Annotated in this window: 34 protein-coding genes; 1 reads left to right on the forward strand and 33 read right to left on the reverse strand. The window is 52.4% G+C overall.

From position 1 onward, the window contains the following. Window positions 1-24 precede the first annotated feature (24 nt). The 27 genes from aroH to NST44_RS25000 all read right to left on the reverse strand — a co-directional run bounded on the left by aroH (window position 25) and on the right by NST44_RS25000 (window position 21,533). The gene (gene aroH, locus NST44_RS24870) at window positions 25-411 is read right to left on the reverse strand and encodes a chorismate mutase (protein WP_007129828.1); all 387 of its coding nucleotides are present in this window, start codon (window positions 409-411) and stop codon (window positions 25-27) included. Continuing rightward, window positions 408-1,508, reverse strand: a complete 1,101-nt coding sequence (gene aroB, locus NST44_RS24875; protein ID WP_007129827.1) for a 3-dehydroquinate synthase — start codon at window positions 1,506-1,508, stop codon at window positions 408-410. The genes aroH and aroB overlap by 4 nt, the downstream gene beginning before the upstream one ends. A 1-nt stretch (window position 1,509) precedes the next feature. Continuing rightward, window positions 1,510-2,679 carry a chorismate synthase gene (aroC, locus tag NST44_RS24880; protein WP_007129826.1) on the reverse strand — a complete coding sequence of 390 codons (1,170 nt, stop codon included), beginning with the start codon at window positions 2,677-2,679 and terminating at the stop codon, window positions 1,510-1,512. A 250-nt stretch (window positions 2,680-2,929) separates the two neighbouring features. Continuing rightward, entirely contained in the window at window positions 2,930-3,730 is an 801-nt protein-coding gene (locus NST44_RS24885) for a CheR family methyltransferase (protein ID WP_007129825.1), read from the reverse strand. Window positions 3,731-3,784: 54 nt separating this feature from the next. Next, the gene (gene ndk / locus NST44_RS24890; RefSeq protein ID WP_028403634.1) at window positions 3,785-4,228 is read right to left on the reverse strand and encodes a nucleoside-diphosphate kinase; all 444 of its coding nucleotides are present in this window, start codon (window positions 4,226-4,228) and stop codon (window positions 3,785-3,787) included. A gap of 109 nt (window positions 4,229-4,337) precedes the next feature. Further along, window positions 4,338-5,312 (reverse strand): polyprenyl synthetase family protein, encoded by a 975-nt coding sequence (locus tag NST44_RS24895; protein ID WP_007129823.1) that lies wholly within the window; start codon window positions 5,310-5,312, stop codon window positions 4,338-4,340. Continuing rightward, window positions 5,309-6,172 carry a menaquinone biosynthesis protein gene (locus NST44_RS24900; protein WP_007129822.1) on the reverse strand — a complete coding sequence of 288 codons (864 nt, stop codon included), beginning with the start codon at window positions 6,170-6,172 and terminating at the stop codon, window positions 5,309-5,311. Before NST44_RS24900 ends, NST44_RS24895 begins: the two co-directional genes overlap by 4 nt. 1 nt (window position 6,173) lies before the next feature. Then, window positions 6,174-6,776 carry a UbiX family flavin prenyltransferase gene (locus NST44_RS24905; protein ID WP_007129821.1) on the reverse strand — a complete coding sequence of 201 codons (603 nt, stop codon included), beginning with the start codon at window positions 6,774-6,776 and terminating at the stop codon, window positions 6,174-6,176. After that, window positions 6,776-7,648 (reverse strand): UbiA-like polyprenyltransferase, encoded by an 873-nt coding sequence (locus NST44_RS24910; RefSeq protein ID WP_007129820.1) that lies wholly within the window; start codon window positions 7,646-7,648, stop codon window positions 6,776-6,778. The genes NST44_RS24905 and NST44_RS24910 overlap by 1 nt, the downstream gene beginning before the upstream one ends. Further along, complete coding sequence (locus NST44_RS24915) at window positions 7,641-8,402, reverse strand: demethylmenaquinone methyltransferase (RefSeq protein ID WP_007129819.1); 762 nt, start codon at window positions 8,400-8,402, stop codon at window positions 7,641-7,643. Before NST44_RS24915 ends, NST44_RS24910 begins: the two co-directional genes overlap by 8 nt. A 3-nt stretch (window positions 8,403-8,405) precedes the next feature. Further along, the gene (locus NST44_RS24920) at window positions 8,406-9,266 is read right to left on the reverse strand and encodes a heptaprenyl diphosphate synthase component 1 (protein ID WP_007129818.1); all 861 of its coding nucleotides are present in this window, start codon (window positions 9,264-9,266) and stop codon (window positions 8,406-8,408) included. 110 nt (window positions 9,267-9,376) lie between these two features. Beyond that, entirely contained in the window at window positions 9,377-9,919 is a 543-nt protein-coding gene (locus NST44_RS24925; RefSeq protein WP_007129817.1) for a hypothetical protein, read from the reverse strand. 172 nt (window positions 9,920-10,091) lie between these two features. Further along, a complete protein-coding gene (mtrB, locus tag NST44_RS24930) occupies window positions 10,092-10,316 on the reverse strand; it encodes a trp RNA-binding attenuation protein MtrB (RefSeq protein ID WP_007129816.1) in 225 nt (74 codons plus the stop codon). An 85-nt stretch (window positions 10,317-10,401) separates the two neighbouring features. Further along, window positions 10,402-10,674 carry an HU family DNA-binding protein gene (locus tag NST44_RS24935; protein WP_007129815.1) on the reverse strand — a complete coding sequence of 91 codons (273 nt, stop codon included), beginning with the start codon at window positions 10,672-10,674 and terminating at the stop codon, window positions 10,402-10,404. 258 nt (window positions 10,675-10,932) lie between these two features. Beyond that, entirely contained in the window at window positions 10,933-12,411 is a 1,479-nt protein-coding gene (spoIVA, locus tag NST44_RS24940; RefSeq protein WP_007129814.1) for a stage IV sporulation protein A, read from the reverse strand. Between the two features lie 459 nt (window positions 12,412-12,870). Next, on the reverse strand, window positions 12,871-13,629 hold the full coding sequence (locus NST44_RS24945; RefSeq protein WP_312889585.1) for a hypothetical protein: 759 nt from the start codon (window positions 13,627-13,629) through the stop codon (window positions 12,871-12,873). 18 nt (window positions 13,630-13,647) lie between these two features. Continuing rightward, window positions 13,648-14,007, reverse strand: coding sequence for a 2Fe-2S iron-sulfur cluster-binding protein (locus NST44_RS24950; RefSeq protein WP_007129812.1), 360 nt, complete (start codon window positions 14,005-14,007; stop codon window positions 13,648-13,650). Window positions 14,008-14,067: 60 nt separating this feature from the next. Continuing rightward, window positions 14,068-14,658: a hypothetical protein gene (locus NST44_RS24955; RefSeq protein WP_007129811.1), complete on the reverse strand. Its 591-nt coding sequence runs from the start codon at window positions 14,656-14,658 to the stop codon at window positions 14,068-14,070. Window positions 14,659-14,700: 42 nt separating this feature from the next. Continuing rightward, window positions 14,701-14,880, reverse strand: coding sequence for a DUF2768 family protein (locus NST44_RS24960; protein WP_007129810.1), 180 nt, complete (start codon window positions 14,878-14,880; stop codon window positions 14,701-14,703). Between the two features lie 144 nt (window positions 14,881-15,024). Beyond that, a complete protein-coding gene (locus tag NST44_RS24965; RefSeq protein ID WP_007129809.1) occupies window positions 15,025-15,300 on the reverse strand; it encodes a stage VI sporulation protein F in 276 nt (91 codons plus the stop codon). Window positions 15,301-15,364: 64 nt separating this feature from the next. Next, window positions 15,365-16,405, reverse strand: coding sequence for an NAD(P)H-dependent glycerol-3-phosphate dehydrogenase (locus tag NST44_RS24970; RefSeq protein WP_007129808.1), 1,041 nt, complete (start codon window positions 16,403-16,405; stop codon window positions 15,365-15,367). After that, window positions 16,398-17,027: a glycerol-3-phosphate 1-O-acyltransferase PlsY gene (gene plsY / locus NST44_RS24975; protein WP_007129807.1), complete on the reverse strand. Its 630-nt coding sequence runs from the start codon at window positions 17,025-17,027 to the stop codon at window positions 16,398-16,400. The genes NST44_RS24970 and plsY overlap by 8 nt, the downstream gene beginning before the upstream one ends. A gap of 11 nt (window positions 17,028-17,038) precedes the next feature. Then, complete coding sequence (gene der / locus NST44_RS24980; protein WP_007129806.1) at window positions 17,039-18,361, reverse strand: ribosome biogenesis GTPase Der; 1,323 nt, start codon at window positions 18,359-18,361, stop codon at window positions 17,039-17,041. A gap of 209 nt (window positions 18,362-18,570) precedes the next feature. After that, on the reverse strand, window positions 18,571-19,794 hold the full coding sequence (rpsA, locus tag NST44_RS24985; protein ID WP_007129805.1) for a 30S ribosomal protein S1: 1,224 nt from the start codon (window positions 19,792-19,794) through the stop codon (window positions 18,571-18,573). 117 nt (window positions 19,795-19,911) lie between these two features. Beyond that, entirely contained in the window at window positions 19,912-20,505 is a 594-nt protein-coding gene (locus NST44_RS24990; RefSeq protein WP_007129804.1) for a lysophospholipid acyltransferase family protein, read from the reverse strand. Continuing rightward, a complete protein-coding gene (gene cmk, locus NST44_RS24995) occupies window positions 20,502-21,206 on the reverse strand; it encodes a (d)CMP kinase (RefSeq protein ID WP_007129803.1) in 705 nt (234 codons plus the stop codon). Before cmk ends, NST44_RS24990 begins: the two co-directional genes overlap by 4 nt. Before the next feature lie 186 nt (window positions 21,207-21,392). Then, window positions 21,393-21,533 carry a YpfB family protein gene (locus NST44_RS25000; RefSeq protein WP_245255945.1) on the reverse strand — a complete coding sequence of 47 codons (141 nt, stop codon included), beginning with the start codon at window positions 21,531-21,533 and terminating at the stop codon, window positions 21,393-21,395. On the opposite strand from NST44_RS25000, the gene NST44_RS25005 reads away from it, so the two are divergent. After that, complete coding sequence (locus NST44_RS25005; protein WP_040738557.1) at window positions 21,516-21,704, forward strand: hypothetical protein; 189 nt, start codon at window positions 21,516-21,518, stop codon at window positions 21,702-21,704. The two genes, NST44_RS25000 and NST44_RS25005, sit on opposite strands and share 18 nt — an antisense overlap. 56 nt (window positions 21,705-21,760) lie before the next feature. Here NST44_RS25005 and NST44_RS25010 read toward each other — a convergent pair whose 3' ends face one another. The 6 genes from NST44_RS25010 to NST44_RS25035 form a co-directional block, all read right to left on the reverse strand. Further along, window positions 21,761-22,423, reverse strand: coding sequence for a flagellar brake protein (locus NST44_RS25010; protein ID WP_040738555.1), 663 nt, complete (start codon window positions 22,421-22,423; stop codon window positions 21,761-21,763). A 181-nt stretch (window positions 22,424-22,604) separates the two neighbouring features. Further along, window positions 22,605-23,954 (reverse strand): germination protein YpeB, encoded by a 1,350-nt coding sequence (gene ypeB / locus NST44_RS25015; protein WP_007129801.1) that lies wholly within the window; start codon window positions 23,952-23,954, stop codon window positions 22,605-22,607. Window positions 23,955-24,043: 89 nt separating this feature from the next. After that, window positions 24,044-24,190 (reverse strand): hypothetical protein, encoded by a 147-nt coding sequence (locus tag NST44_RS25020; protein ID WP_007129800.1) that lies wholly within the window; start codon window positions 24,188-24,190, stop codon window positions 24,044-24,046. 76 nt (window positions 24,191-24,266) lie between these two features. Then, entirely contained in the window at window positions 24,267-24,962 is a 696-nt protein-coding gene (prsW, locus tag NST44_RS25025) for a glutamic-type intramembrane protease PrsW (protein ID WP_007129799.1), read from the reverse strand. Window positions 24,963-25,019: 57 nt separating this feature from the next. Further along, window positions 25,020-25,631: a genetic competence negative regulator gene (locus NST44_RS25030; RefSeq protein ID WP_007129798.1), complete on the reverse strand. Its 612-nt coding sequence runs from the start codon at window positions 25,629-25,631 to the stop codon at window positions 25,020-25,022. Window positions 25,632-25,833: 202 nt separating this feature from the next. Continuing rightward, the gene (locus NST44_RS25035) at window positions 25,834-26,205 is read right to left on the reverse strand and encodes a hypothetical protein (RefSeq protein ID WP_007129797.1); all 372 of its coding nucleotides are present in this window, start codon (window positions 26,203-26,205) and stop codon (window positions 25,834-25,836) included. Window positions 26,206-26,228: the final 23 nt, after the last annotated feature.

Here is a 26,228-nt window from a genome sequence, read left to right on the forward strand (position 1 = left end):
GATGATGGCGGTAATCTGCAACCCTTAATTTTGCTTGTCGGCGCCCGCGCCGGACAAATCCGGGCGAAGCCGCTTCGCTTCGTTCAAATACACATGCTTGATCTCGCTCTGGCTCTTGTCGGTATTGACCTGCACCATGAAGCGGATACAGCGCGGAAGACTGCCCTTCACCGGTATTTCGACGGAGCACATCAAAGGCACGAGGTCCCAGCCCTCCAGCTGGCGGATGGCGCGAGCAGGGAACGCCGCGTCCAAATCCTGCGTCATCGTAATCCAGATGTTGCTTATATATTCCGGCTGAAGGTCGTTGCGCCTAACGATCTCTTCCAACAGGCGGAGCGTCTCCTGCAAAATCTCCTGCTCTTCATTGCGGGTCACCGTCGTGGCTCCCCGGATTCCCCGATTCATCATGTATTAACCTCTCCCTTCAGCTGTTCAACGACCGTTCGAACAGCATCGACCGGTACATCCTTGACGATGCTGACTGACCCGATGGCCTCGGGGACGATAAACACCATCCGGCCTTCGGCGAATTTCTTGTCGTGCTGCATCGCGTCCATAATGTCCTCGACCTTGATATCGGCAGGAAGCGTCACCGGGAGATTCAATGCCTGCAGCATGCCGACCGTCTCGGCATACAGGCTCTGGTCTCTTCCCAGCATGCCGGCCAGCTTAGCCGAGCCGGCCATTCCGATCGCAATCGCCTCCCCGTGAAGGAAACGCCCGTAACCGCCGACTGCTTCAATCGCATGGCCGATCGTGTGGCCCAAATTCAGAATGGCGCGAAGGCCGCCTTCCCGCTCGTCCTTGGAGACGACATCGGCTTTAATGGCACAGCCACGCTCCAAGCCGTAGATCAATGTTTCCGGTACAAGGGCGAGCAGCTCCTCGGCATGCTCCCTGCACCAATACGCGAAATCACGGTCCAAAATGAGTCCGTGCTTCACCATTTCGGCGAGCCCGGACGAGACCTCGCGCGGCGGGAGTGACTTCAGCGTATCCACGTCGTAGAGCACCATCGCCGGCTGGTGGAAGGCACCGATCATGTTTTTGGCAAGCGGGTGGTTGACCGCAACCTTGCCGCCCACGCTGCTGTCATGGGCGAGAATGGTCGTCGGGATCTGCACGAACGTGACTCCGCGCATATACGTAGCCGCAACGAAGCCGGCTAGATCGCCGACGACGCCTCCGCCGAGGGCAAACACCGCCGAGCTGCGGTCCAGCTTACCGCGGATCGCGGTCGTCATGACCTCTTCATACACTTGCAGCGATTTGGAGGATTCCCCGGACGGTACGGTATGCGTAACAACCGAATAGCCTTCCGACACCAGCGCTTGTTCTACCTGGGCCAAGTAATGAGGCGCCACCTTGTCATCCGTCACGATCAGCTGGGGGCTCTTGACGCTAATGCCGTGCTTTCTGCTCAGTTCACCGATCGAATCCAAAATCCCGGAGCCGATGTAAATGGGGTATGAGCGCTCTCCCAATTCAACTCGCAGCGTCCTCATCTTAGTAGCTCTCCAGCTGCTTCAGGTAGTTTTGGTAATTCGCATGGATCTCCTCCATCGAATCGCCGCCGAATTTCTCCAGGAACGCTTTTGCTACCTCCCAAGTCACCACATGCTCCATGACGACGCTAGCCGCAGGAACCGCGCATGCATCCGAGCGTTCCACCTGGGCGGTAAAAGGCTCCTTCGTATCGATATCCACGCTTTGAAGCGGCTTGTACAGCGTCGGGATCGGCTTCATGACGCCGCGGACAACGATCGGCATGCCGTTGGTCATCCCGCCTTCGAAGCCGCCCAAGCGGTTGGTTGCGCGGTAGTAGCCGCGCTCCTCGCTGTACATGATCTCATCATGCACTTGGGAACCGCGAAGCTCTCCGGCTTCGAATCCGATGCCGACCTCGACGCCCTTAAAGGCATTAATCGACATCACGCCCTGGGCGATGCGGCCGTCAAGCTTGCGGTCATACTGCACATGACTGCCAAGACCGACCGGCAATCCCTCGATAATGCATTCGACAACGCCGCCGATGGAATCGCCCTCCTGCTTGATCTGGTCGATGTAGGCTTCCATCTTCTTCTCCGTCTCAGCGTCGACGACACGGACCGAGGAGGCCTCCGTGCGCTCGATCAGCTCGTCAATGGGGAGACTGTGCGGAGGCGCCTCAATCTCGCCGATTCGGATGACCTGTCCCGCTACCTTCACGCCGAACTGCTCCAGAAACTGTCTGGCGATGGCGCCGACGGCTACCCGTACGGTCGTCTCCCGCGCGCTGGAGCGCTCCAGCACGTTGCGCAAATCCTTCAGATTATATTTCAGCCCGCCGTTCAGATCCGCATGGCCGGGTCTTGGGCGGTGCACACGCCGCTTCGCTTCGTCATTGCCTTCGATCGGCTCCACGTTCATGATGTTTCTCCAGTGCGTCCAGTCCTTGTTCTCCACGACAAGCGCAACCGGCGCACCGGTCGTATATCCGTGGCGCACCCCCCCGAGAATCTGGGCCGTATCCTTCTCGATCTGCATGCGGCGTCCGCGGCCGTACCCCTTCTGGCGCCGGTGCAGCTGAAAATTCAGCGCATCGAAATCGATCTTCATATTGCTCGGAAGCCCTTCGATAATCGTAGTCAGCTGAGGCCCGTGCGTTTCTCCCGCCGTTAGAAAACGTAAACTCATGATGCTTTTCCCCCTTTAAACTTTTAAGCGTTAAAACGCTAAAATCCGTAAATATCTTCTGATCATTATAGTATAGCTAATACGCTTTGACAAGAATCCCTCTATACAGCAAAAGCGCCTCTCATCCCCGGATGGAAAAGCGCTTCGCCTATACGGTCAGCCTGCTCGCAATAGCGATGCGGGCCATGATTGGATGTTATCGATCCTTATGCCGGCTGTTCGCTCCGGCTGCCGCTTCGCACACAGTGAACTAGAGCTTCCGGTAAAAAAACGTTTCGTTGCTCTCCAAGCCGTATTGGCCCGGATTGAAGATTTGCTCGGTGCTGCCCACAAACAGAAATCCGCCGGGCTTCAAACTTGCAGCAAACTTCATATACAGCTTATGCTTGGCATCCTCTGTAAAATAAATCATGACATTCCGGCACACGATCAGATCGAAGCCGGTCTCGAACCGGTCCGTCAACAGGTTCTGCTTCTGGAAAACGATCTCCTTCTTCAAGCTGTCGCTGAACCGGTACAAGGCGCCTTCTTCCGTGAAATACCGTGAGGCTACCTCCGGCGGCACGTCCTTTAACGAGCGCTCAAGATACATTCCTTCCTTCGCCTTCTGCAGCGCCCCCTCATCGATATCGGTTGCCATAATGCGCGCCCGGTTCAGCAGCTTCTTCTCCGCCAAGATCATCGCCAGGGTATACGGCTCCTCGCCCGTGGAGCAGGCAGCGCTCCACAGCTTAAGCGTACCCGGGTTCTGCTCGGTAATCGAGGGCAGGATCTTCTCTTTCAAAATTTCCCACCGGTTCGGGTTCCGCCAAAACTCTGACACGTTGATCGTCATCCTGTCCAGAAATTCATGAAATAGCGGCTTGTCCTTCATCATCGCTTCATAAAATGCCGCAAAGGTCGAGTAGCCCTTCTTGTTGCGCAGCGTCGTCAGCCGCCGTTTCATCTGCGCTTCTTTGTAATCCGCCAGATTAATTCCCGTGCTCCGCTCGATGCTGCGAACAAAGCCGACATAATCCTGGTCCTCCGGCAATAATCCATGTTCCGTCATCTTATCATCCTGTTACTGTAAATTATTATAATTTGCTTAACTTCCGCTTATCGGCTACAGCCAAGGAGCAAGCGTTTTCTCATATTGAACGAGCTCCGACTCATCGAAAAAGTTGGCGATCTCGCGCTTAGCGCTTTCAGGCGAATCCGATCCGTGGATCAGATTATGCGGCGTGTGGGAGGCGAAGTCGCCGCGGATCGTTCCCGGCTGCGCTTCCTTCACATTCGTTTTGCCGATGACCTGACGGGACAGGGCAATAATGTCATCGCCTTCCCATACCATCGCGAATACCGGTCCCGACGTAATAAAGCCGACGAGGTTATCGTAAAAATCCTTACCTTCATGCTCGGCATAATGGCGCTTCGCCTGCTCGTCCGATATCTGCAGAAACTTGCCCGCGACCATTTTGAAGCCTTTATCCTCCAAACGGCCGACAATGCGGCCGATCAGTCCCCGCTGGACACCATCCGGCTTAATCATTAAAAAAGTACGTTCCATAGCCCTCATCACTTTCCTCTCCTGCCAGGATATTGAACAATCTTATCATGCTCATGTGATGTTACATGTGTACCCTTATTTTAACAGAAAGCTTCTCGTGTCGATATGACTAATATGACCGCTTGGTTATAAAATGTGCGATATCCTTCAGCTGTTTTCTCGTCTTGATGTCCGGGAGGTCCGACAAGGCGTCAAGCGCCTTCGTAATATACCGGTCCGCCAGCGCTTCCGATCTGGCGATTCCGCTGCTCGACGTCACAAGCTTAACGGCCTCGGAGACATCGCACTGGCCGTTCATCGCATGAATGCGGTCCAGCTCCTTCAGCAGCGGCTCCCTGCGCTCGGGATCCTCGAGGGCATAGATGACCGGGAGCGTAATATTCCCTTGGCGCATGTCGCTTCCCGGCGGCTTGCCGATCTGCTTCTCGCTGCCACACAGGTCCAGCAGGTCGTCCTGGATCTGAAAAGCCATCCCGACGTTGTATCCAAAACGGTACAGACTGGCAGCGATTCTCCGGTCCGCATCGGCAGCCAGCGCTCCAAGCTGGCAGCTGATCGCGATCAGAAGAGAGGTTTTGCGCCGGATACGCAGCAGATACCTTCTGACATCCTGCGAGACGTTAAAGAAATCACGGATTTGCTCCATCTCGCCGATAGACATCTCCACCATCGCTTTCGCCAGAATCTGATGAATTTCCGGCTGCTTTAGCCGGGTGGTCAAATCCAACGCTTTGCCATATATGTAATCACCGGTGTACATAGCGATCCGATTGTCCCATTTCGCCTTCACCGTCGGCTTTCCACGGCGCGTGCTGGCATCGTCGATCACATCGTCATGCACCAGAGAAGCGCTGTGAATCAGCTCCAGGGGCACGGCGACATGCTTCAGCTTCTCAATGTCATAGCTGCCGAACTTGCCGCCCATCAGAACAAATACGGGACGAAGCCGCTTGCCGCCCGCCCGGAGCAGATGCAGCGAGGTCTCCGTCAGTTCGGGACTGTCGCCTTCGACACTGCGGTAAAGCTCTTTTTCGATGACATCCATATCTTTTTTAAGAGTTCCGAATATATCAAATCGTTTCATTTCTTCACCCGCACGCTTCGTTTCTCATTCCACAGCTCCGGCACGACGACATGATCCAGCAGGCCGAGCTCATAAGCGAATTTGAAATATAAGCGAAGTCCTTCCTGTTGTCGTTCATCAAAATCGTAGCACAGGTTCGTAAAGTAATGCTTCCAGTATGCCGCGCTTCCCCCGATCCGGCTGACAGCCTCCTCAACGATCGGGGTCAAATCGCTCAAGCTTCGTCGCTTGCTCTCAAGGAACATATCGGCGATTTCCGCCATGCCCTCCGGGTTGCGCTCCACGGCGTCCCGGTTGACCGCCCAGACGGCAAACGTCATGCTGCATCCCGTCCAATCCTTCCACCACTGGCCAAGATCCGTTCTGTAATATTCCGTATTGCTCCATGAAGCCCGGATCGCATGATCGCCGATCAGAAGGGCCGCATCCGCTTGGGCCATCATTTCGGTCAGATCCGGCTCGCAGGTGATGTAGGAGTAAGTACCGCCGAGCGATTTCTCCAATAATATTTTCAATAAGTTGATCGACGTTGCCGACGTATTCGTAAGCGCGACTTTAGCTTCCTTCAGCTGCTGAAGCGGCACCTTCGTAAACAAGAAGATCGAGTTAACCGCCCCGTCCGCGCTCACGGATAAATCCGGCAGAAGCAGCAAGCGATCCGCTACCTCCGCATAGGCGAATGAGGATAATGCGCCGATCTGGATGCTGCCCTCGTGCATTCTCCGGTTGAGCTCGGCCGGAACGGCCGCGACCATATCCGCCGGCGTGCCGAGCGCTGCAGGATCCACGTAATGAAACACGGGCCAAGCGTTGGTATAACTGATCTTGCCGATGATGGTTTTGTTGTCTTCCCCCGGCATATTAGTCACCCCATCTTTTATACAAATGATGTTCGATTCTCAAGCTGTCCAGTACTTTGCCCACCATAAAATTCACGATATCATCGAGCGTTTGCGGCCCGAAGTAAAATGCCGGCATCGCCGGAATGATCTTCACCCCGAGCCGGGCCAGCGTCAGCATGTTCTCCAGGTGGATCGCATGCAGCGGCGTTTCCCTCGGAACGAGCACGAGCGGGCGCCCTTCCTTCATCATGACGTCGGCGGCCCGTCCCATCAAATTATCGGAAGCGCCGTGGGCCACGGAAGATAATGTGCCCATGGAGCATGGCATAATGATCATGCCCTCGACCAGATAGGAGCCGCTGGCAATGGTGGCCCCGATATCAGCGATCGGATGATAAACGATCTGTCCCTCGTACCCTCCGAAACGCTCGAGAACGGCAGCCTCCCGGCTCGCCGCTTCGAAGCCCATCTCCTCCTTCAGCACACGCCATCCGGCATTCGTAATGACGAGGTGAACGTCATATCCAAGCGACAGCAGGCTTTCCGTGAGACGCACGCCGTATATGCTTCCGCTTGCGCCCGTTATTCCGACAACCCAGCTTTTTCTCCGCACGGCCTCCATCACAGGTAACGCACCACCAAATCAATCAGAGTAAAGACGAACAGGACGATGCTCAGCGTGCTGTTCATCGTAAAGAAGGCGGTCTGCAGGCGGCTCATATCGTTCGGCGACAGAATGTAATGCTGATAGAACAGAATGCCAAGAGCGATAATCATCCCGATGAGATACCACCAGCTGAGCGGTGTGATGAAAAATAGAACGATAAAGCCCAAGGCAGTAACGGCATGAAAGCCGCGGGCGAACCATAACGCGTGATGCAAGCCGAAACGGGAAGGGATCGAATACAAGCCTTCCTTCTCATCGAACTCCTGGTCCTGGCATGCATAGATCACATCGAATCCGGCCGTCCAGAACGCCAGCGCGACATAAAAGAGCAGCGCCTTCCAATCCACCTGACCTGTAACGGCGACCCAGCCTCCCAGCGGCGCAAGCGCGGTGGTCAAGCCAAGCACGACATGGCACAGCCAGGTAAAGCGCTTCGTAAAGGAATAAATAATAAGCAAAAAGATAGCGATCGGCAGCAGCCGGAAAGCAAACGGGTCCAGCTCATAGGTCGCCCAGAAAAAGACGGCGAACGATAAAATAATAAAAATGATGACTTCAAACGGTTTAAGCAGTCCAGCCGGGATGGCCCGTCCTGCTGTCCGCGGGTTTTTGGCGTCAATATATTGATCGGTTAGCCGGTTGAGTCCGAACGCGGCGCTGCGCGCTCCGAACATGGCCAGAAAAATCCATCCGATGTCTCCCCAGGAAGGCAGGTGATCGAACACCACGGCCGACCCCAGAATCGCCCCCATAAATGCGAAAGGCAGAGCAAACAAGGTATGCTCCACTTTGATCATTTCCAGATAAGTCCCAATTTTCTTAAACATTCCGATTCTCCTTGATCCCAATGTGTAAGGCTGCGATGCCACCAGTCAAGGGATAGGCCTGGACCTCCTTAAGTCCGGTCTGACGGAAAGCTTCGGCTAACTCCTCTCTGCCGGGAAACAGCTTCAGCGAGTCGGGCAGCCATTTATACTGCTCATAGCGCTTCGCCACCAGTTGTCCCATGCGTGGCAGCAGTTGTTGAAAATAGAAATAATAAAGTCCTTTGAACGGCTGCCAGGTCGGCTTGGACAGTTCCAGACATACAACCATCCCGCCCGGCTTCACCACACGCTGCATTTCGCGAAGAACCTGCATATAATCCGGAACGTTCCGCAGTCCGAAACCGATCGTCGCATAATCGAATTGATTGTCCTCGAACGGCAGTTCCATCGCATTGCCTTGCACAAGCCTAATCTGCCTCTCAAGACCGTTCCTGGCAACCTTCTCCCGGCCGACCTTCAGCATCCCCTCGCTGAAATCCAGCCCGACTATGTGTCCAGTTTCACTTGCCTGGGCCATGCTAATCGTCCAGTCGCAAGTTCCGCAGCACAAGTCAATTGCGGTATCGCCCTGGCGCATATTCATCTTCTTCATCGTGAACCTGCGCCAGGCCTTGTGTCTTCTAAAGCTGAGAATGTCATTCATCATATCGTATTTGCCGGCAATGCTCTCAAATACGGAATGGACATGCTCCTCTTTCGGCGTGCTGCCGTTACGCCGGGAATCCGGCGTCATCGTTTGTTTATCCACTGACATCACCTATCCTCCCCTTACAACAGACGAAACGGTGCCAAGCCGGTGCAGGAACGGCTCCAGCAAGCAACTGTACGGGCAATCCCCAGACCGTCCCGCAAGCAGCTGCTGCAGGTTGGCCACCGTCTCCCGCAGCTTGTCCAGGAGCCGCTCGGCAGCCTTGTACTTCAGAATCAGCTTCTTCCAATCCTTCGGGTCCGCCTTCTTCCCGACCAGCAGCCTGCGTTCCTCTTCGCTTGCCGTTTCGATCAAGTGCCAATAACTGTAGCTCCATCTTCCCGAATCCGGAGAGACGCAGCGCTTCATCTCTTGAACCAGGGTTTCGCACTGCGTGAATTCCTTCAGCAGCGTCCTCCATGTCTCGTGAACCGATTTTTCTAGCAGGGGGGTAAAAGAAAGAAACAGCTGCATATTCAGCTGTACCGTTTGCCGTAAATATTCTTCAGAAGGCACCAGCGTATCTTTCATTTTGCCATACAGGTTCATTTTCATCACATTAACACTGCTTACCGCCCGGCTCAAAAGCGAGATGACCGCAATTTCGCCCTTCTGTGCAAGAAGCTGGTAAAACCGGCTGCTGAAGTAGTCCCCGGCGAGCACCTTTAATTGACGGGAGCGCATCATGGCCTCCCCTTGGTTGCCCTCGGCAACGTCGATGCTCTCATGCGTATCAAGACCCATCTGAACCAGCGAGGCGACCAGCGCGTATAATTCTTCGAGTCCGGCAATATTTCTTCCCGAGTCCTTCAAAAATATGTATAGCAAATGAACACGGGCGTCCGGAAAGTCCGGTAGTTCCGTGTGATTCTGGATCATATCATAATTTATATATTTCTCTGCCAGTTCTGGTACGCGATACGGTTTCATCCTCAGCCTCCGTGCACTTGATGTTCTATGGTCTATTGAGCCAACAATCCAATCTATTATAACACATGTTCCGGGCACGTACATGCCTGTCACTTACTATTTTAACCGTTTCACGGACTGCTGAACTGCTTCTGCCAAAGATTCGTAAAAGTTAAATTGAGCGAGGCTGCCAAGGATGGCGGCACATCGCCGTTTCGAAGCTGGCTCAGCGCTTCTGCGTAGCGCGGCTCCCAGGATTCTCTGTTCATATTCGAAGCAAGAAGCAGATACCGCTTCCCGCCCCAGCGATCGATCGCGATCACTCTCAAGTACAGCTGCCTCACATTATCCGTTCCTTCGAACGCGAAGGACATAATGCCGGCGATATCCTCATACACGTCGCCGACGTCCTCCCCGGGATCACTCAGCTTGATATCCATCGTCAGTGAGCCGTCATCATAATCCGCCCGGCTTATTTTAAGATGAAGCGGAAGATTCATCAGCGAGTCGACCAAGCCGGCATCCGTCAGCTCACGGCTGTGATAAGGGACCGCAGCGGTGACCGTCTCGATTTTTTGGCGCGCATGCGACTTTAACTCCAGCAGGATGACGAGCATCATGAATGCGATCGCGGCCGGTACAAGCACAGCCCGTACAATTTGCCATTGCCTCATGTCGAATACCCCCTAGCCTTAGTTTCTTCCGCTCCTCTTAAGTCCATACCTCATTGTATAAAGAAAAAAAGCAGGCTATGCCTGCTGCAAAAGAAAACAATAGATGAATGTTCGATGATCTTGCCTTAAGCCCTCATCGGTCATAGCGTTCTCGAATAATCTGCCCTAAAAATCAGCTGCCGGATTCGATCTTGCCGTGCTTCGTGATGATTTCAGCTTTGCCGCGGATTTTCACCGCCGATGTATGATCCGTAAATTGGGCGATGATGACTTCGCCTTTGTCCAGCTTCTCGGTATGATGAAACCGTGTGTCCTGCCCGCGCGTAAGGCCGATCACCTGTACGCCGTGATCCAGCGCCTTGACAACGAAATAATCGCCGTTTTGAACGTTCTCCATTCCCCAGACCTCCTCGCCGTAAATCTAAAAGAAAAGGCCGTGAACGAATTCACGACCTGTGCTCTTAGGTAATATGTAGAAATCTTTATTTGATTCCGTCTTTGAGCGCTTTACCAGGTTTAAATGCAGGAATTTTGCTCGCAGGGATTTCGATTTCTTCACCTGTTTGCGGGTTGCGGCCTTTCCGTGCGGAACGCTCGCGAACCTCGAAGTTGCCGAAACCAACCAATTGGACTTTATCCCCGTTTTGCAGTGCTTCGGAAATTGCATCGAAAACGGCATCAACCGCTTTAGTCGCATCTTTCTTGGAAAGCTCAGCAGATTCAGCTACTTGAGTAATCAGATCCGATTTATTCATTCTTTCACCTCCCTAACTAGGAATGTGCTCCACTTGCTATACACTGTTTCCGTTTTACCGCAAATTATACGTGCAATCGGGTATTTTCCCCTATTTCGCGTTTCGAATGCATGACGCGGAACAAATTTATAGTAATACAGCCATCTCATAATTTCAAGCGTTTTGCTTTAGCGGACCGGAGAAAACACGAAAAACAGCCGCTAATCGGGACTTTTGGCCCGTTAGCGACTGCGTTTTCACCACCATATTGGCGCTCACTTACAGAATGATTGCGATCAGACCGCCGGAGCCCTCGTTAATAATCCGCCCCAGCGTTTCCTGAAGCTTGTATCTGGCATTGTCCGGCATCATCGCGATTTTGCCCTGGATGCCTTCCCGGACGATGGAATGGAGGGACCGGCCGAAAATATCGGATTCCCAAATTTTGATCGGATCGTTCTCGAAGTCCTGCATCAGATAGCGGACAAGCTCCTCGCTCTGCTTCTCGGTGCCGATAATCGGCGAGAACTCCGATTCGACATCGACGCGGATCATATGAATGGACGGCGCGGTCGCTTTCAGTCTGACCCCGAAGCGGGTGCCTTGGCGGATCAGCTCAGGCTCATCCAGCGCCATTTCGGCAAGGGAAGGTGCGGCAATGCCGTATCCGGTCGTCTTGACCATCTCAAGCGCCTCTGCGAATCGGTCATACTCGCGCTTCGCATGGGAGAATTCCTGCATCAGCTGCAGCAGGTGGTCTTTGCCGCGGATTTCTACCCCGACGACCTCCATCAAAATGCGGTCGTACAATTCGTCCGGCGCGAAGAGGTCAATCTCGGCCACACCCTGCCCCATATTCATGCCGCTAAGTCCGGCCCGGTCGATAAAGTCATATTCCATGAACTGGCTTACGACCCGGTCGACATCGCGCAGACGGCGGATATCCTTCACCGTATCCCTTACCGAGTTCTCATAGTTGCTGCGCAGCCAATGGTTCTCGTTCAGCACCATGACCCAGCTCGGCAGGTTGACATTCACTTCATGAACCGGGAATTCATACAATACTTCACGGAGAACCCCAGTGACATCATCCTCGGTCATCGTGGCCGCGCTGAGCGTCATGACCGGAATATCATATTTCTCGGCCAGCTCGTTGCGGAGCTGCAGCGCCTCCTCGCTTCGAGGGCGGGTGGAGTTGATGACGACAACGAACGGCTTGCCAACTTCCTTGAGCTCCTCAATGACCCGCTCTTCCGCCTCGACATAGGAGCTGCGCGGGATTTCCGCGATGCTTCCGTCGGTCGTGACGACAACGCCGAGCGTGGAATGCTCTTGGATGACCTTGCGGGTTCCGATTTCAGCCGCCTCCTGGAACGGAATCGGCTCCTCAAACCATGGCGTGGAAATCATTCGCGGACCGTTCTCATCCTCATAGCCTTTGGCCCCTTCCACGGCATACCCGACGCAGTCCACCAGTCTTACGTTGACCTCTAATCCTTCCGTTACTTTGATCTGCACCGCATTGTTCGGTACAAATTTCGGTTCGGTGGTCATGATCGTTTTTCCTGCAGCGCTTTGAGGCAGCTCATCGACAGCTCTTACTCGATCCGCCTCGTTCGTAATGTTCGGGAGTACAACCGTCTCCATAAAACGCTTGATGAAGGTTGATTTTCCCGTACGGACGGCCCCGACGACACCTAAATAAATGTCCCCTCCGGTCCGTTCGGCAATGTCCTTAAAAATGTCCACTTTTTCCAAAAGAGATCCCCTCCTCAAATTACTCCGAAGGAAAAATGCTTTAAGAGCATCCGCTTCGTGTTCCACTCATAGCCAAAGCCATTGCAACAGATGAGCAGCTTTCACCTTTGTCGCCAGCAGTCCGCCGCCGTAGATTCCATGGGTTTATGGATGGAAACGGCAAAGCGGCGTAACTCGTACATGCATTTGGACTAGTAACATCTTATGTACCGGGTCTAAAAATATGACGGTTGCCCACGATGTCTCCGTCCATTTTTTTTGCTTTGATAGATACTTCTCTTAACTCGATCATGCTATGGGCAACCGGCATCATGCCCGCACGACTCTTTCAGATTATGTGTATGTCGCGATCTTGATAGATATTCCACTAGATTGGCAATATGGATAAACTTTTTGATCGATAGAAAAAGAGCATTCCCCAGTAGTTTAACCTACGAAGGGAATGCTCTATCGAATTATTCAGGTTGCCGGCTGCGCAACCGGCTGTTGATTCATCCAGGCATACGGCACGGATTTCACCGGAACGAAATAGGATTCCTTCTCCAGGAAAATCCTTAAGTCCTCGCCTTCTTTGGGCTCAGAGCCATCCTTCTGGACGGCCTGCATAATATCGAAGGCATAATCGGCATACACCTTGCCTGCCTCATCCATGATGAAGGTCATCTCCTGGCCGGAGAATACGCTCATCAGCTTCAACGATTTGGCATCGGTCTTTGACAGGTCCACCGCCTTATAGCCGGGATACAGCGTCTCACCGGCCGGCAGGGCTCCGTCATTGCCCATTTTGTACAAATTGACGGCACGCTGTACATCGTTGACCGCTTGAACGGTTGTCAAATCCATCACCTTGACGGTCGGATCACTTTCTTCATTAATGATCAGAAAATAGCCGGTTCCTCCTTTTTCAAAGGCGGTCGCCGGGATTTGATCGATATATCCGCGGTTCTTCAGCAGTTCAAGGTCTACCCGGTACTTCTCATAACGCGGCACCTCTGGCCCTGCCGTAATGATAGGCAGCACCCCTTGCTCCTTAAAGTAATCATCAACCGCGGATTGAATCCGCTTAACACTCTCTCTATAAGAAACTTTATTCTCGCCCGCTCCCTCGTCAGGATACAAGCATCCGGTCATCAGCAATGAGAACAACACCAGGACCAGGGCTGCAAAAAGGGGCTTTGCACTTTCTGCAGTAGGAATCATCCGATTGATCCTATTCAAATCAACATCATCCTTCGCTTAAATAAAGTCATCCGCATCCCGGTTTCGTGCGGCCTCCAGCTGTTTGCGGATAGCCGCCTTCAGCGGATCCTCGGGAATGCTTACCTGTAAGTCTCCAGTGATCTTCGTCTGGCAGGACAGCCGGTAGCCCTGCTCCAGCAGGGCGGAGCCCAGCTTCCTCCGCTCCTTGTCCTCAGGGGGCAGGCACGACTCGCGCTCTCCCTCCGGGATGATCACCTTGCACATCAAACAGCCGGCTTTGCCGCCGCAGCGGGTAGGGATGCGCACGCCGGCCCGGCGGGAGGCGTCCAGCACGTTCGTCAATGGACGAACCTTGGCCTTCTTGCCATCCGGCTGAAACAGCACCTCGTAATCCAATGGCTAGTGCACTCCTCTCCTGCCTTGTATGTATGGGACCGTGCAGAGCACCATCGGCACTCAAATCAAATGGTCAAGCAGACCGCTCAAGGTCGAACGATGCTGCATGTTGAGCCTGTTCCGGGTTAAGATCTTCGAGAGCAGCGGAAGATGCTCATTCGGGTTGAGCAGGATGGCAGCGGCAATCGCTTCATACCGGTCCGGCCTGGCTCGCAGCACATTGAATACCAATTCATGCGACAGCGGCATTAAACGGACAACCGTGCCCTGAATCCGATGCTCCGGCGCCGCATGATGCAGCAGCGGACCGATTTCCACACGATATTCGGATCCCCCCGTCATGACGGTAAAGCCACCCACCAGCTCGATAGATACGCCGTACCGACCATAGTGGCTCAATATGGAGGCATACATACCTTCTTGATCCAGGTGAGGCGCGTCTTCCGCCCAATCGGCAAGCGAGGCATGCAGCTCATGGACGCTTTCCGCATCCGTATAAATATCGATATCTCTCGGCGGCTTGTCCAGCTGTACGCCTTGAAGAAGCAAGCTGCAGCTTCCTCCAAGCACCCACGGCTGATCCGTAAGGTTCAGCTTGCAGACAGTCTCGTACAGCAGGCTCTCAAGCCCTGGCAGATCACTCAGCTTCATTCGGCACCCCTTTTACCATCTTGACGCGATCCTTTCCTGTTGTTAAATAATTGAAGCCAGTCCAATGATGAAGCCCACGATCATCATCATAAAGGCCACGAACGACAAACCACCGCGTATAAACCCCTTGGTCTTGCTTCGCGCAAGCGTAACGACGATGACGGACAGAGCCATAATCAACAATGCGACAAGGGACAGCCACATCTTTTGCATCGGATCCATGTCACGAAACTCTCCATTCTCTCATGTAATATTCAACCTATTATACCATGAAAACCGCATCCGCTCATCCAAGCGCTGCCCAAAAAGCAAAAGCCGCCACCCGAGAACGGGCGCGGCTTCGGCGCCAAACACGCTTATGCGAACCTATTTGTTCATCATCATTTTCATCAAGGCTTCCATATTGCTCGGATTCATCCCGCTCTTCTTAACAGCTGCAATAATTTCCTGAACCGTATCTTCACTGACAGGTATATTCGCCATGGACGATACCTGCTTGATCAGCTGACGGAGCTGGGCTTCATTTTGCATGGTAGACGGTTTTACCGTACTAGCCAGCTTATTGACAGCCCCTGCAGAAATTTTTTTGCCGCTTTTTTTGTTAATCGCGTTCAAAACATCCTTGTGAAAGCTTTTGCTCATTTCCACCCCTCCTCCGGGCATCCTCAACTTAATATATGAGGAAGTCCTCGGATTGGTGAATAAGCTAGGTATGCCATTGCTCCCAAGTTTCGAGCGGCATCATTTCCATCTCGGTCTTCGGCCCGCGTCCCATCAGCCCTTCCACAGCGCTTCGAGGGTCGCGGTTTTCGAACAGCACGTGATATAACTGGTCCGCAATCGGCATCTGGACGCCGTACTTTTGAGAGATGGTATAGGCTGCCTTGGTCGTCCGAACGCCTTCCACAACCATCCCCATGGAGCTTAACACCTCATCCAGGCTCTTGCCCTGTCCCAGCATGGAGCCTGCACGCCAGTTTCGGCTGTGTCGGCTCGTCGCGGTGACGACGAGATCGCCGATTCCCGCGAGGCCGGCAAAGGTTAACGGGTTCGCCCCCATCTCCATGCCGACGCGCAGCATCTCGGCAATGCCTCTCGTAATCAGCGCCGCTTTCGCATTATCGCCAAAGCCGAGCCCATCGGACATGCCCGCTCCGAGCGCGATAATGTTCTTTAAGGCACCTGCCAGCTCAACGCCCAGCATATCCCGGTTCGTGTACACCCTGAAATAGGTATTCATGAATAAATCTTGAGCGGCTTCGGCCGCGTTCGCATCCGCGGAAGCCACGACTACGGTCGTCGGACACCGTCTTACCACCTCTTCCGCGTGGCTCGGCCCCGATAACACGACGATCCGTCCTTCCTCACAGCCGAGTTCTTCGGCAATTACCGTTGACATCCGCTTTAACGAATCGAGCTCGAAGCCCTTCGTTGCATGGATGACAAGCATCTCGTCATTCCAGTGCTCCTTAAGCTGCCCGGCAACCTCACGCATGGCTGAGGATGGAGCGACGATCACGACGGCAGCTGCCGATTGAACGGCTGCTTTCATATCGGTAGTCGCTTGTATATTGGAGGGGAGTGTTATCCCCGGCAGATACCGATTGTTGGTGTGTGATTCGTTAATCTCCCGAGCCTGCTCCTCCGTTCTGGTCCAAACCCACACTTCCCGGTTGTTGGAAGCGAGAACGCTTGCCAGCGCTGTTCCCCAGCTTCCAGCAACGAGAACGGCCACTTTGTCAGACAACGCGCTTTCCTCCTTTATCCTTGCCTTTACCGCCGGAGCCGAGCTTGTTCTCGCGGCCCTGTACGATCTTCACAATGTTGCTGCGGTGTCGCCAGAAGGCGAATATGCATATTATGAGACTTGTCCAAAATACCGGCCAAGGATACCCGGCAATCAGCAAAAATATCGGTGTAAGCACAACGAAAATAAGAGACCCCAATGAAACGTACCGGGTAAATACAATCGACGAAATGGCGATGATGCCTGCATAGAGCGCAGGCAGGAAGCAGAGCGTTGCAAGCACGCCGATCGCCGTCGCGATGCCTTTGCCCCCGCGAAAGCGGAAATAAAGCGGCCAATTATGGCCAATTATGGCTGCAATGCCGCAAAGACCCGGCAGCCATTCATTGTCTCCGCCCAGCCACCGGCCAATCCATACGGCTGCAATGCCTTTGAGAACGTCGAGTGCAAGCACCAGGATTGCAGGTCCCTTTCCAAGGACACGAAGGGTATTGGTCGCCCCTGCGTTGCCGCTGCCGTGCTGCCGTATGTCGATTCCCTTGAGAAACTTGGCAAACAGCACGCTAAAGCTCACCGAACCCAATAAATAACATACAAGTATCGCTACGATCTCCAGAACCAAGCTATTCTCCCCTAACTCTCATCAGACTTTCTTCGTGTAAATATCCTGATGGGTGTACCTTCAAAATCAAATGCGGCCCGGATCTTGTTCTCCAGATATCGTTCATAAGAGAAGTGCATCAATTCCGGGTCATTAACGAATACAACCATCGTCGGCGGTTTGACCGCTACCTGTGTTGAATAGTTAATGCGCAATCTTCTGCCTTTGTCTGTAGGAGGCGGGTTGATCGCAATCGCATCGGAGATAACGTCATTCAGCAGATGCGTCTGGACGCGCAGCGAGTGCTGCTCTGCCACATGCTTGACTACCGGCAGCAGCTTATGCAGCCGCTGTTTGGTCTTGGCCGACAGGAATACGATCGGCGCATAGGTCATGAACAGGAAATGGTCCCGGATCTTGCGCTCGAACTGCTGCATCGTCTTGTCATCCTTCTCGACGACATCCCATTTGTTGACAACGAACAGGGAAGCTTTTCCGGCCTCGTACGCATAGCCGGCGATATGCTTGTCCTGCTCGATAATGCCCTCTTCGCCGTTAATCAGAACCAGAACAACGTCCGCCCGCTCAATGGCGCGCATGGCGCGCATGACGCTGTATTTCTCCGTCGTCTCGTACACCTTGCCGCGTTTTCGCATGCCGGCCGTGTCGATCAACACATAACGCTGACCGTCCTTCTCGAATGGGGTATCGATCGCATCGCGGGTAGTGCCGGCAATATCGCTGACGATGACCCGCTCTTCGCCTAGGATGGCGTTGACAAGCGACGATTTCCCAACGTTCGGACGTCCGATCAGCGCGACACGGATCACGTCCTCATCATAGTCGTCGTCCGCCAGATCCGGCAGGTTCTCAACGACCACATCCAGCAGATCTCCGATCCCGGTGCCGTGGCTTCCGGATATGCCTACCGGATCGCCGAAGCCAAGGGAATAGAATTCATAAATATCTTCAGCGCGCTTCAAATTATCCACTTTATTAACCGCGAGAATGACCGGTTTGCCCGACCGGAACAGAATCTGTGCCACTTCCTCGTCAGATTGCGTCACACCGGTCTTCGCATCGCACATGAAAATAATGACGTCTGCTTCTTCGATTGCCAGCTCAGCCTGCATCCGGATCGACTTCAAGATCATGTCGTCTCCGTCGATCTCAATTCCTCCGGTATCGATCACGCTGAACGCTTTGCCGTTCCATTCGGCGCTTCCGTATATCCGGTCTCGGGTTATGCCCGGTTTATCTTCAACAATGGCCAGTCTATCGCCGATCAGCCTGTTAAAAATCGTTGATTTGCCAACATTTGGCCTTCCGACAATGGCCACTACGGGTCTTGCCATATTCACTCCTCCTGTCAATTCTTACGATTATCATCATAGCAAAAATCGTTTCAATTGGCTAACCTTTCATATCATTTCTATTATGCTCTTCCCCATGTTACAACATCCGCTTGCTTTCGTCCCTAACAAAAACAAACGGCGAACCCAGAAATGTGGGTTCGCCGACTCGTTATGACAGGTCAATAGACCGTACATGACAATTTTCGGGCTTACTTGAACTTGCTCAGCTTATCGCCAAAGCGCTCTCCAAGCGTTACGCTCATACCCTGATTGTTCAAAGAAACGTTCGGGTTGTCTTTCAGATCGATTTTAGGACCTTTGGACGGTTTTTCTGCTCTAGGAGCTTGTGCCGGCGCTTCCTCTGTTTCTTTAATGCTCAAGCTTACGCGCTGCTCGGAAGGATTGATGTCAAGAACTTTCACTTGAACTTCCTGTCCTTCTTTCAGCACCTCTTGCGGAGTGCCGATGTGCTTGTGCGAGATTTGAGAAATATGAACCAGGCCTTCTACGCCAGGAGCCAATTCAACGAATGCGCCAAAGCTTACAAGACGCTTAACGACGCCTGTAACGATGTCGCCGGTGTGGAATTGCTCGCCTGCAGTTTCCCAAGGTCCTGGGCCGGCAGCCTTGATGCTGAGGCTGATTTTTCCTTTTTCAGGGTCAACCTTAAGCACCTTCACGCGAACCTGATCTCCTTCGGACAATACGTCGGAAGGCTTATCCACGTGGTTCCATGCGATTTCGGATACGTGAACCAGTCCGTCAACGCCGCCTACGTCAACGAATGCGCCGAATTGGGTCAGACGCTGCACCGTGCCCTCGAGCACTTGACCTTCTTTAAGCTCGGCCATCACCTTTTGCTTGTTGGCTTCGAATTCCTCTTCCAGAACGTCCTTCTGGGAAAGGATCACCTTGTTGTTCTCACGGTCAAGCTCCTTCACTTTTACGCGAAGCGTGCGGCCTTTGTAGTCGCTGAAATCCTCTACAAAGTGACGCTCTACCATGGAAGCAGGGATAAAGCCGCGTGCGCCAACGTCTGCTACAAGACCGCCCTTAACGACGTCTGCAACAGTCACTTCGAACACGTCTTGTGCTTCGAAATGCTTCTCCAGTTCATCCCAAGCGTTCTCGGCGTCGATTGCGCGCTTGGACAGAACAAGGCTTTCCTTGTCGTCGTTAATGCTGACAACCTTGCACTCAACCTCTTGGCCAACCTGAACCGCATCGGATGCGTTGTCCAGCTGTACAGAAGACAGTTCGCGAACAGGAATTACGCCGTCGTATTTATATCCAATGCTTACATAAGCCTGGTTGTCCTCCAATTTGACGATCGTCCCTTTCACGGTGTCCCCTTTTTTCAAGGATACGATTTGGTCGAGCTGCTCCTGGCTTTGCATTTCAGCAGACTCTTGATTTCTTGTTTCTTCCGACATGTCAAATAACCTCCTCAATTCAAACCCCATTTATTTAAACTCGCATAGGCGAAGTTCAAAACATAATTGCTGTAGTATCTTTCCATGAAAATGGCGCTTTTTATGCATCAAACCGATTCATCCGTTCACGGTCGGCTTACCGGTTGCCCGCATTTCATGGATTTTACTCATAATGATTTCAGTTGCGGCATCGAGCGCTTCCGGCGATTTGTCGCCTTCGAAACGGGATAAGTCTACGGGTGCTCCGTAAATGATCTTAACCTTCCGAAACAGCTTGTAATCTCCGATGATCGCCGCCGGAATGACCGTCGCGCCGCTCCGGAGCGCAAAGCTTGCCGCCCCCCGCTTCGCTGCCGTTGCATCCGAATTCCGGGTGCCCTCCGGGAAAATCCCCATCACTTCACCCTGACGCAGAATGGTCAGTGCGGTCTTGATCGATTCCTTGCTGACGCCGCCGCGCTTTACCGGAAATGCGCCAAGCTTGTCAATCAGCCATCCGAATACCGGAATTTTGAACAGCTCCGCTTTCGCCATAAATTTAACCTGGCGCTTCACGTGAATGCCGACCGAAATCGGGTCGCGCACGCTGAGATGATTGCTGCAGATCAGTACGCCGCCCTCGGAAGGGATATTATGTACGCCGACAGATTCAAACCGGTACAGAATAGCGAACAAACCGCGGACTACCGCTCTGCAAAAAACGTAAATCATGCCTTCCTCTCCCCATCCAATACAGTTTCGCAATATGAAAGAATCGCTTCGACCACCTGGTTGATATCCATATGCGTCGTATCCAGAACGATGGCGTCCTCCGCACATCGAAGCGGCGATACTTCACGCTCTGCATCGAGACGGTCGCGCTCTGCGATATCATGTTCCAGCTGTTCCAGCGTAATGCTCTCGTCGCGAAGCTCATTGAACCGGCGGAGCGCTCGCTCCTTGACGCTGGCCGTCATGAAGATCTTGAGTTCAGCGTCCGGTAGAACCGTAGTGCCGATGTCGCGTCCGTCCATGACGACGCCTTTCTGTGTCGCCATTTGCTGCTGCAGATGGACAAGCTTGGTCCGCAAGCCTTCGATCCGCGCATACTTGGAAACGGATGCACTCACCTGATGCAATCGGATATACGGTGTGACATCTTCCCCATTCAACAACACCATTTGGCCTGTTTCATGCGGTTTTAATTCAATCACCATATTTTGCGCATGTTGAAGCACTTTTTCGTGATTTTCTGCATCAATTCCTTGATTCAGCATAAACCAAGTGACCGCCCGGTACATGGCGCCGGTATCCACATAGATGTATTGAAGCCTGCTGGCCACCATACGTGCTACTGTGCTTTTACCCGCCCCTGCAGGACCGTCGATGGCAATATTGATTCTGTCCTGGTAACCTGTCCCCTGCATAACCAACGGGGCATTCCTCCTCAAAACGTACGTCTCCAGCCCATCTGTCGCTTCTAGCATTTTTCATGAAACGGATCAAATGACAGATGATTTTAGAGAAAATAAGATAAGAAAGTGCAAGATTAGACTCATACCTTCTTAACCTTCAAGAAAAAAGCAGGCGCCTGCCTGCGACGTGAAAATTATACCACACTAGCTGGAGTGATGCAAAAGAGAAGGGGTGTTTCCCCCCATCCAATCGTTGACATTTTGCTCGTTTACGGGGACTCCCTCCATCTGCTGAACCGGCGAAATATAGGGCCTGGCAGGCTCATAATGCAGCAGCAGCTGCATGATCACCAAAGCTGCCGCGAGACCGATCAGCACGCGGAAGAGCAGCTTTCCGGCCAGCGCTTCCAGGGCTTGTCCGATCGAATCTTGCGCTTCACCGGGCTCTATTTCCCGCTGCCCCCTGATCGATTTGCTTTGCTCCTCGGTTATGACACAACATTCCTTCCATCATGAAATTTCCGGTAGTGTGCCACAGCCTGAACGAATATATGCATCCAGGCGGTCAGAGATTATCGATTTCGCAAATCAAACTGTCTCTCGAAGCAGTACCGGATCAGTTTTTGACGTTCCATGTCCAGAATCTGGGTGAATTTCATCATAACGATGCTCCGGCCCACGGGAAGCTCTTTCAACCGGACGACTTCACCTTCGAATGGGATATGCTCAACCGATCCGTTCTTATAGGGAACCAGAATCCAGCAATCCAGAAGATCCCCCTCTTTGAGCGACTGGCCCGGCTCCAAATAAAGCGAGATGCCGCCGCCCCCGACATCCTCGGTCTTGGTTAGAAACCGGGCTCCGTCCTTTGCCGTCACGGCTACTTCCAGCTCGGATTGTACCCGTAGGAAGCCTCTTCTCTGCACCTTCGTAATCTGGTCGGACTCCGGCTTCTTGATCCGCACCAGCTTGATGACGTCCTCATGGTGGCTCAGCACATAGGAATTAAAATAATTCTTTACACCGCCTTCGGTCAGAAAGTAAGCGGATATCTCATCGCCGATATAAAGCTTCTTCAGTCTTCCTGTTCCTTCTTGAAGGGGAACCTCCATATAAATCGATTCGCCGTCCATGTCGGAAATGCGGGATTTATACAAGACCTCGGCTTCCTTCTGATCCCCCGTATCGAGCTGGATATAGAGGACCTCATTGATCTTCGGATACAAAGCGCTCACCTACTATTTCTTCATAATCAATAATTCCCATTATATCACGGGCAGGCGGTCTTTATGGGATAATTTGAACGAATTTCGCGCGGTCTGTCGAGCCTTGTCCTTCCATGTTTCTCCATCATACAAAAAGCCGCCCAAGCAATGAAGCTTGAGCGGCCCGCCCTCAAAACGTCCGTTTGTTATCTTATCGAATTCCGGCTTGCGCGTCTTTTACGACTTCAACCGTCTCTTCCAGTCCGGTATCCGCATTGATATAGATCCGATACTGCGACCCGTTGATGCGCCCTCCAAATTCATAGCACAGCACATCCTCGTTGCGGTCGTTTTTGATTAACGCCTTGCGGTTGTACAGAATTTTGTACTCCGGGTTCAGCGTTTTCTTCGCTTGGGCGAGCTTCAGCTTAGGCTGCGGGATCTCACGCTTGATCTGGTGCTCGTACACAAAATCGCTTGCTTGAAATCCGAGGACCTCCCCGTTGTCCATGGCTGAACGGACCGTGATCTTCTCCGGATAGATGAGAACGCCGTCCTCCTCACGCACGAAGGAGAAGTTCGCCATATTGTCATATTGGTCTGCGGACACCGCCGTCATATCGGTATAGCCTTTTCTAGCAAGAAAATCCTGTGCCTTATCGATGGCATCCTGCACGGAAACTTTCTTCGCGCCTACATTGCGCTCCTTCGTGTACGCGATCAGCTGGCCGCCCTTCTCGGTGAAGTCCATGCTGATCTTGTGGCCCCGGTTTTGATTCACATGAACGGTATAGGATGACCAATCGGTCCCCTTCCCGTTTTGGGTTACCCGTACCCTGGCGTTCCCGTCCGAATCCGAGAATTTCAGCGCTTTGCGTTTGACGTCCTCTGCGGAGACAGGCATGCCGGCCAATTGCTTCACGGACCTGCGGTCGTAAATGCTGCTGACCGAAGGGCCCCAGTCCAGCTCGGGATAAGCTTCGACCTTTTTGTCAACGGTTCTAAAGCCGTCGATAATGGAGTTGTCCTGCGTATTGTTCGACACGAGCGCAGTTTCGACATCCATCCAGCGCAGCCCGCTGGCAATGACCTTGTTCTGCACCGATTGAAGATCCTTCGTAATTTCACCGGAATTGGCGTAGAGTGTTTTGAGCGTCTTGACTTCATTTTCGCTCAGCGGCTCCTTCGTCAAATCACGAACGCCTGTCTTATAGGCGAAATTAGAGATGCGGGACAGGAATTCTTCCGTCTTGTTGAACGGCAGCAGACCCAGTGGCAGCTGGTTGATCTCATTTTGAGCTTCGCTCGTAATGCGCCAAACGTTCATGAGGCCTTTCCGGTGCATTCCCTGAGAAGTGGAGCTGACGGCGAGCGTATTCCCTAACTCGGCATGCAGCCGGTCCATATGATAGGACAAATCATGAAAGGCGCGTTGATACTGGTTTTCTGCATTAATCAATATCGCGTTCTTCTCTTTGTTCTCCTGATATCCCCACACCAAAGCCCCGATCAACAAAACGGTGGCGACAGGGAACAGAATCGCGCTAAGTCGTTTATACATGATGCGTTAGTCTCCTTTCTTCTACTCACTGCCGTTAGTTTGACTAGAAAAAAGAAGTCTTATGCATCGCTGTACGATCACTTCATGTTTTAGAAATCTTCCTCAATCTCGAAATGATCACGATTGTTGCATAAGCATTGCTTAAAGCCGGTCTCGATCCGGCCGTGCTCCTTCTTTCCGCGAAGAATGAAGCGCTCGCCGCAATCCTTGCACAAAATTTTCACCTTGATACGCAAAAAAGACACCTCCAGAGCTATATTGGCGTTTATGCCGTCAGCGTAAGCGCCTATAGCCCCAGTGTGTCCTTTTTGATTACGTGTTAATCTCTTCCTCCCGGTTGATGAAACGAAAAGGCGAGCGATTGTTTGCTCTGGAGATTTTCCCCATGCCTCCGTACCACAACAGTACCATCAGCGGAACGATAAACCAGATCCACGTATGCGTCAAGAGGTTTAAAATCAAATCATACAGTCCATGCCATATCCAAGGGACGATGAACGAAAGAGCCAGATAAAACCTCTTCCGATTCTCCCCTGAAAACCTGGCGTGCCCGATATAGTAGCCCATAATAACGCCAAACATGGCGTGACCGGACACCGGGAGCAGCGCTCGAAGGAACATGGGACCGAATGCAGCCTGGCTGTACCATGCGTACAGCAAATTTTCTACTGTAGCAAAGCCCAACGAAATCGCCGCAGCATATAGAATCCCGTCGTAAGGCTCATCGAATTCCGTATGGTTGAAAATAATGTGATACATGACAAACCATTTCAAAAACTCCTCAATGCCCGCAGATACGAGCAATGATTGGACAACCGGATGATCGCCGAGCCAAAGTATCATTCCCCGCTGCAGAATCATGACAGGAAACACGATCAGAACCCCAAGCAGAAATACCTTGATGACCATATGCAAAGGTTCCTGATCATACCTGTCCTTCAGGTAAAAATACGTGAGCAACGCGAGTCCCGGCGCCAAAGCCGACGCTATGATCGAGAACACCAGCACCAAATTTCCCCTCCGTTAGTTTCGAGCCTCTAGTCCGGCACTCACGCCCACATTGTATTAATGCTGACGCTGGAAGTGACTGCAAATAACCTCAATCGCTTGCTGAGGCATGATCTTCTTCCCGTACTCCTCCAGCATAGCCTCCGTTACCGAGGAGGATTCGCCGAATTCTGCCAGAACTGCAATGATCGCCGGCAACTTGTCGCTCTGAAGCTCCTCTGGCTCCAGATACAAAAACCATCTATCCATATAGTGATAAAGCGTACCTGCTCCGTCCACGAGGTCCTTCAGCATATGCGAAGCTTCAATGAGCACTTCGAAATCCTGGAACACATAGACGATTTTATCACTTTCATCCAGCGTTACTTCCATTTCATAAATCTCGTCCGGCATATCGTCTTCGGACAAGCCGCCGAAATGATGATCGTACTTCCCTCTCGTCACAATTACCACCATGCCCTGGGCAGGCAGTGCAAACACCTCAACGGCAAGCGGTCCGGTGGCATCAAATCCGAGCTCACTGTATGCCTGATCCATCATCTCTGTAAACAGGTCATAAACTTTAGGTATTTCCTGCCACATTTCTTCCTTCTGGATCCCACGCTCACTCAGATCGTCAAACGTGAGGAAAATCCGTATCTTATCTTGACTCAAACGTTCTATTTTCATGACAGGATCCTCCTAACGTATACAAAAGTTTATAACAAATTATGATGTCTGGATTATGACGTGATAAAAATGGTTTTATATAATTGATTTTATCATTTAATACCCGTAAATGCACGTAAATATGTAGTTTAAGAAAAAAGAATCATTCACAGGGATGGAAGGATGGTTTCCCCACGGAATGATTCAAAAAGAATTGCATCGTTTACAATCCCGGTAAGACGGTATGCGTTTCTTTCAAGATTTGCTCAACCTCTTGTTTCACGTCCGGATTGCTGCGGATAAAATCCTTCAGCTGCTTCAGGTTGGCAGCCTTCGAATTAGACGATGACGATACCCCTGCAGCTCCAACGGGATTAGCGGAATCATGTCGGCTTGAACTGGGACGCACGCTTTCTTGGCTTGAGCCATTGTTATTCCCGATTCCGTTTTGAATCTTGCTTAAAGCGGTGTCGGCGAAACGGCCAACATTAACGTCTTTCATCATCGAGGCGAGCGACAAACTGCCTTTGCGGGATATCATACGGCTTGCTACCGCACCGATGATTACACCGTACAGAAATGACGAAGTCTTCACAAATGATACCTCCTTCTATGTTA

The sequence above is a fragment of the Paenibacillus sp. FSL W8-0919 genome, from assembly GCF_038003785.1.
GTDB lineage: Bacteria > Bacillota > Bacilli > Paenibacillales > Paenibacillaceae > Paenibacillus_AQ > Paenibacillus_AQ lactis.

Coding starts and splice junctions, on each gene's coding strand:
- aroH (WP_007129828.1), bottom strand. CDS start 411: ATGATGAATCGGGGAATCCGGGGAGCCACGACGGTGACCCGCAATGAA.
- aroB (WP_007129827.1), bottom strand. CDS start 1,508: ATGAGGACGCTGCGAGTTGAATTGGGAGAGCGCTCATACCCCATTTAC.
- aroC (WP_007129826.1), bottom strand. CDS start 2,679: ATGAGTTTACGTTTTCTAACGGCGGGAGAAACGCACGGGCCTCAGCTG.
- NST44_RS24885 (WP_007129825.1), bottom strand. CDS start 3,730: ATGACGGAACATGGATTATTGCCGGAGGACCAGGATTATGTCGGCTTT.
- ndk (WP_028403634.1), bottom strand. CDS start 4,228: ATGGAACGTACTTTTTTAATGATTAAGCCGGATGGTGTCCAGCGGGGA.
- NST44_RS24895 (WP_007129823.1), bottom strand. CDS start 5,312: ATGAAACGATTTGATATATTCGGAACTCTTAAAAAAGATATGGATGTC.
- NST44_RS24900 (WP_007129822.1), bottom strand. CDS start 6,172: ATGCCGGGGGAAGACAACAAAACCATCATCGGCAAGATCAGTTATACC.
- NST44_RS24905 (WP_007129821.1), bottom strand. CDS start 6,776: ATGGAGGCCGTGCGGAGAAAAAGCTGGGTTGTCGGAATAACGGGCGCA.
- NST44_RS24910 (WP_007129820.1), bottom strand. CDS start 7,648: ATGTTTAAGAAAATTGGGACTTATCTGGAAATGATCAAAGTGGAGCAT.
- NST44_RS24915 (WP_007129819.1), bottom strand. CDS start 8,402: ATGTCAGTGGATAAACAAACGATGACGCCGGATTCCCGGCGTAACGGC.
- NST44_RS24920 (WP_007129818.1), bottom strand. CDS start 9,266: ATGAAACCGTATCGCGTACCAGAACTGGCAGAGAAATATATAAATTAT.
- NST44_RS24925 (WP_007129817.1), bottom strand. CDS start 9,919: ATGAGGCAATGGCAAATTGTACGGGCTGTGCTTGTACCGGCCGCGATC.
- mtrB (WP_007129816.1), bottom strand. CDS start 10,316: ATGGAGAACGTTCAAAACGGCGATTATTTCGTTGTCAAGGCGCTGGAT.
- NST44_RS24935 (WP_007129815.1), bottom strand. CDS start 10,674: ATGAATAAATCGGATCTGATTACTCAAGTAGCTGAATCTGCTGAGCTT.
- NST44_RS24955 (WP_007129811.1), bottom strand. CDS start 14,658: ATGAAGCTGAGTGATCTGCCAGGGCTTGAGAGCCTGCTGTACGAGACT.
- NST44_RS24960 (WP_007129810.1), bottom strand. CDS start 14,880: ATGGATCCGATGCAAAAGATGTGGCTGTCCCTTGTCGCATTGTTGATT.
- NST44_RS24965 (WP_007129809.1), bottom strand. CDS start 15,300: ATGAGCAAAAGCTTTCACAAGGATGTTTTGAACGCGATTAACAAAAAA.
- der (WP_007129806.1), bottom strand. CDS start 18,361: ATGGCAAGACCCGTAGTGGCCATTGTCGGAAGGCCAAATGTTGGCAAA.
- rpsA (WP_007129805.1), bottom strand. CDS start 19,794: ATGTCGGAAGAAACAAGAAATCAAGAGTCTGCTGAAATGCAAAGCCAG.
- NST44_RS24990 (WP_007129804.1), bottom strand. CDS start 20,505: ATGATTTACGTTTTTTGCAGAGCGGTAGTCCGCGGTTTGTTCGCTATT.
- NST44_RS25005 (WP_040738557.1), top strand. CDS start 21,516: ATGCAGCAGCAGCTGCATGATCACCAAAGCTGCCGCGAGACCGATCAG.
- NST44_RS25000 (WP_245255945.1), bottom strand. CDS start 21,533: ATGCAGCTGCTGCTGCATTATGAGCCTGCCAGGCCCTATATTTCGCCG.
- ypeB (WP_007129801.1), bottom strand. CDS start 23,954: ATGTATAAACGACTTAGCGCGATTCTGTTCCCTGTCGCCACCGTTTTG.
- NST44_RS25030 (WP_007129798.1), bottom strand. CDS start 25,631: ATGAAAATAGAACGTTTGAGTCAAGATAAGATACGGATTTTCCTCACG.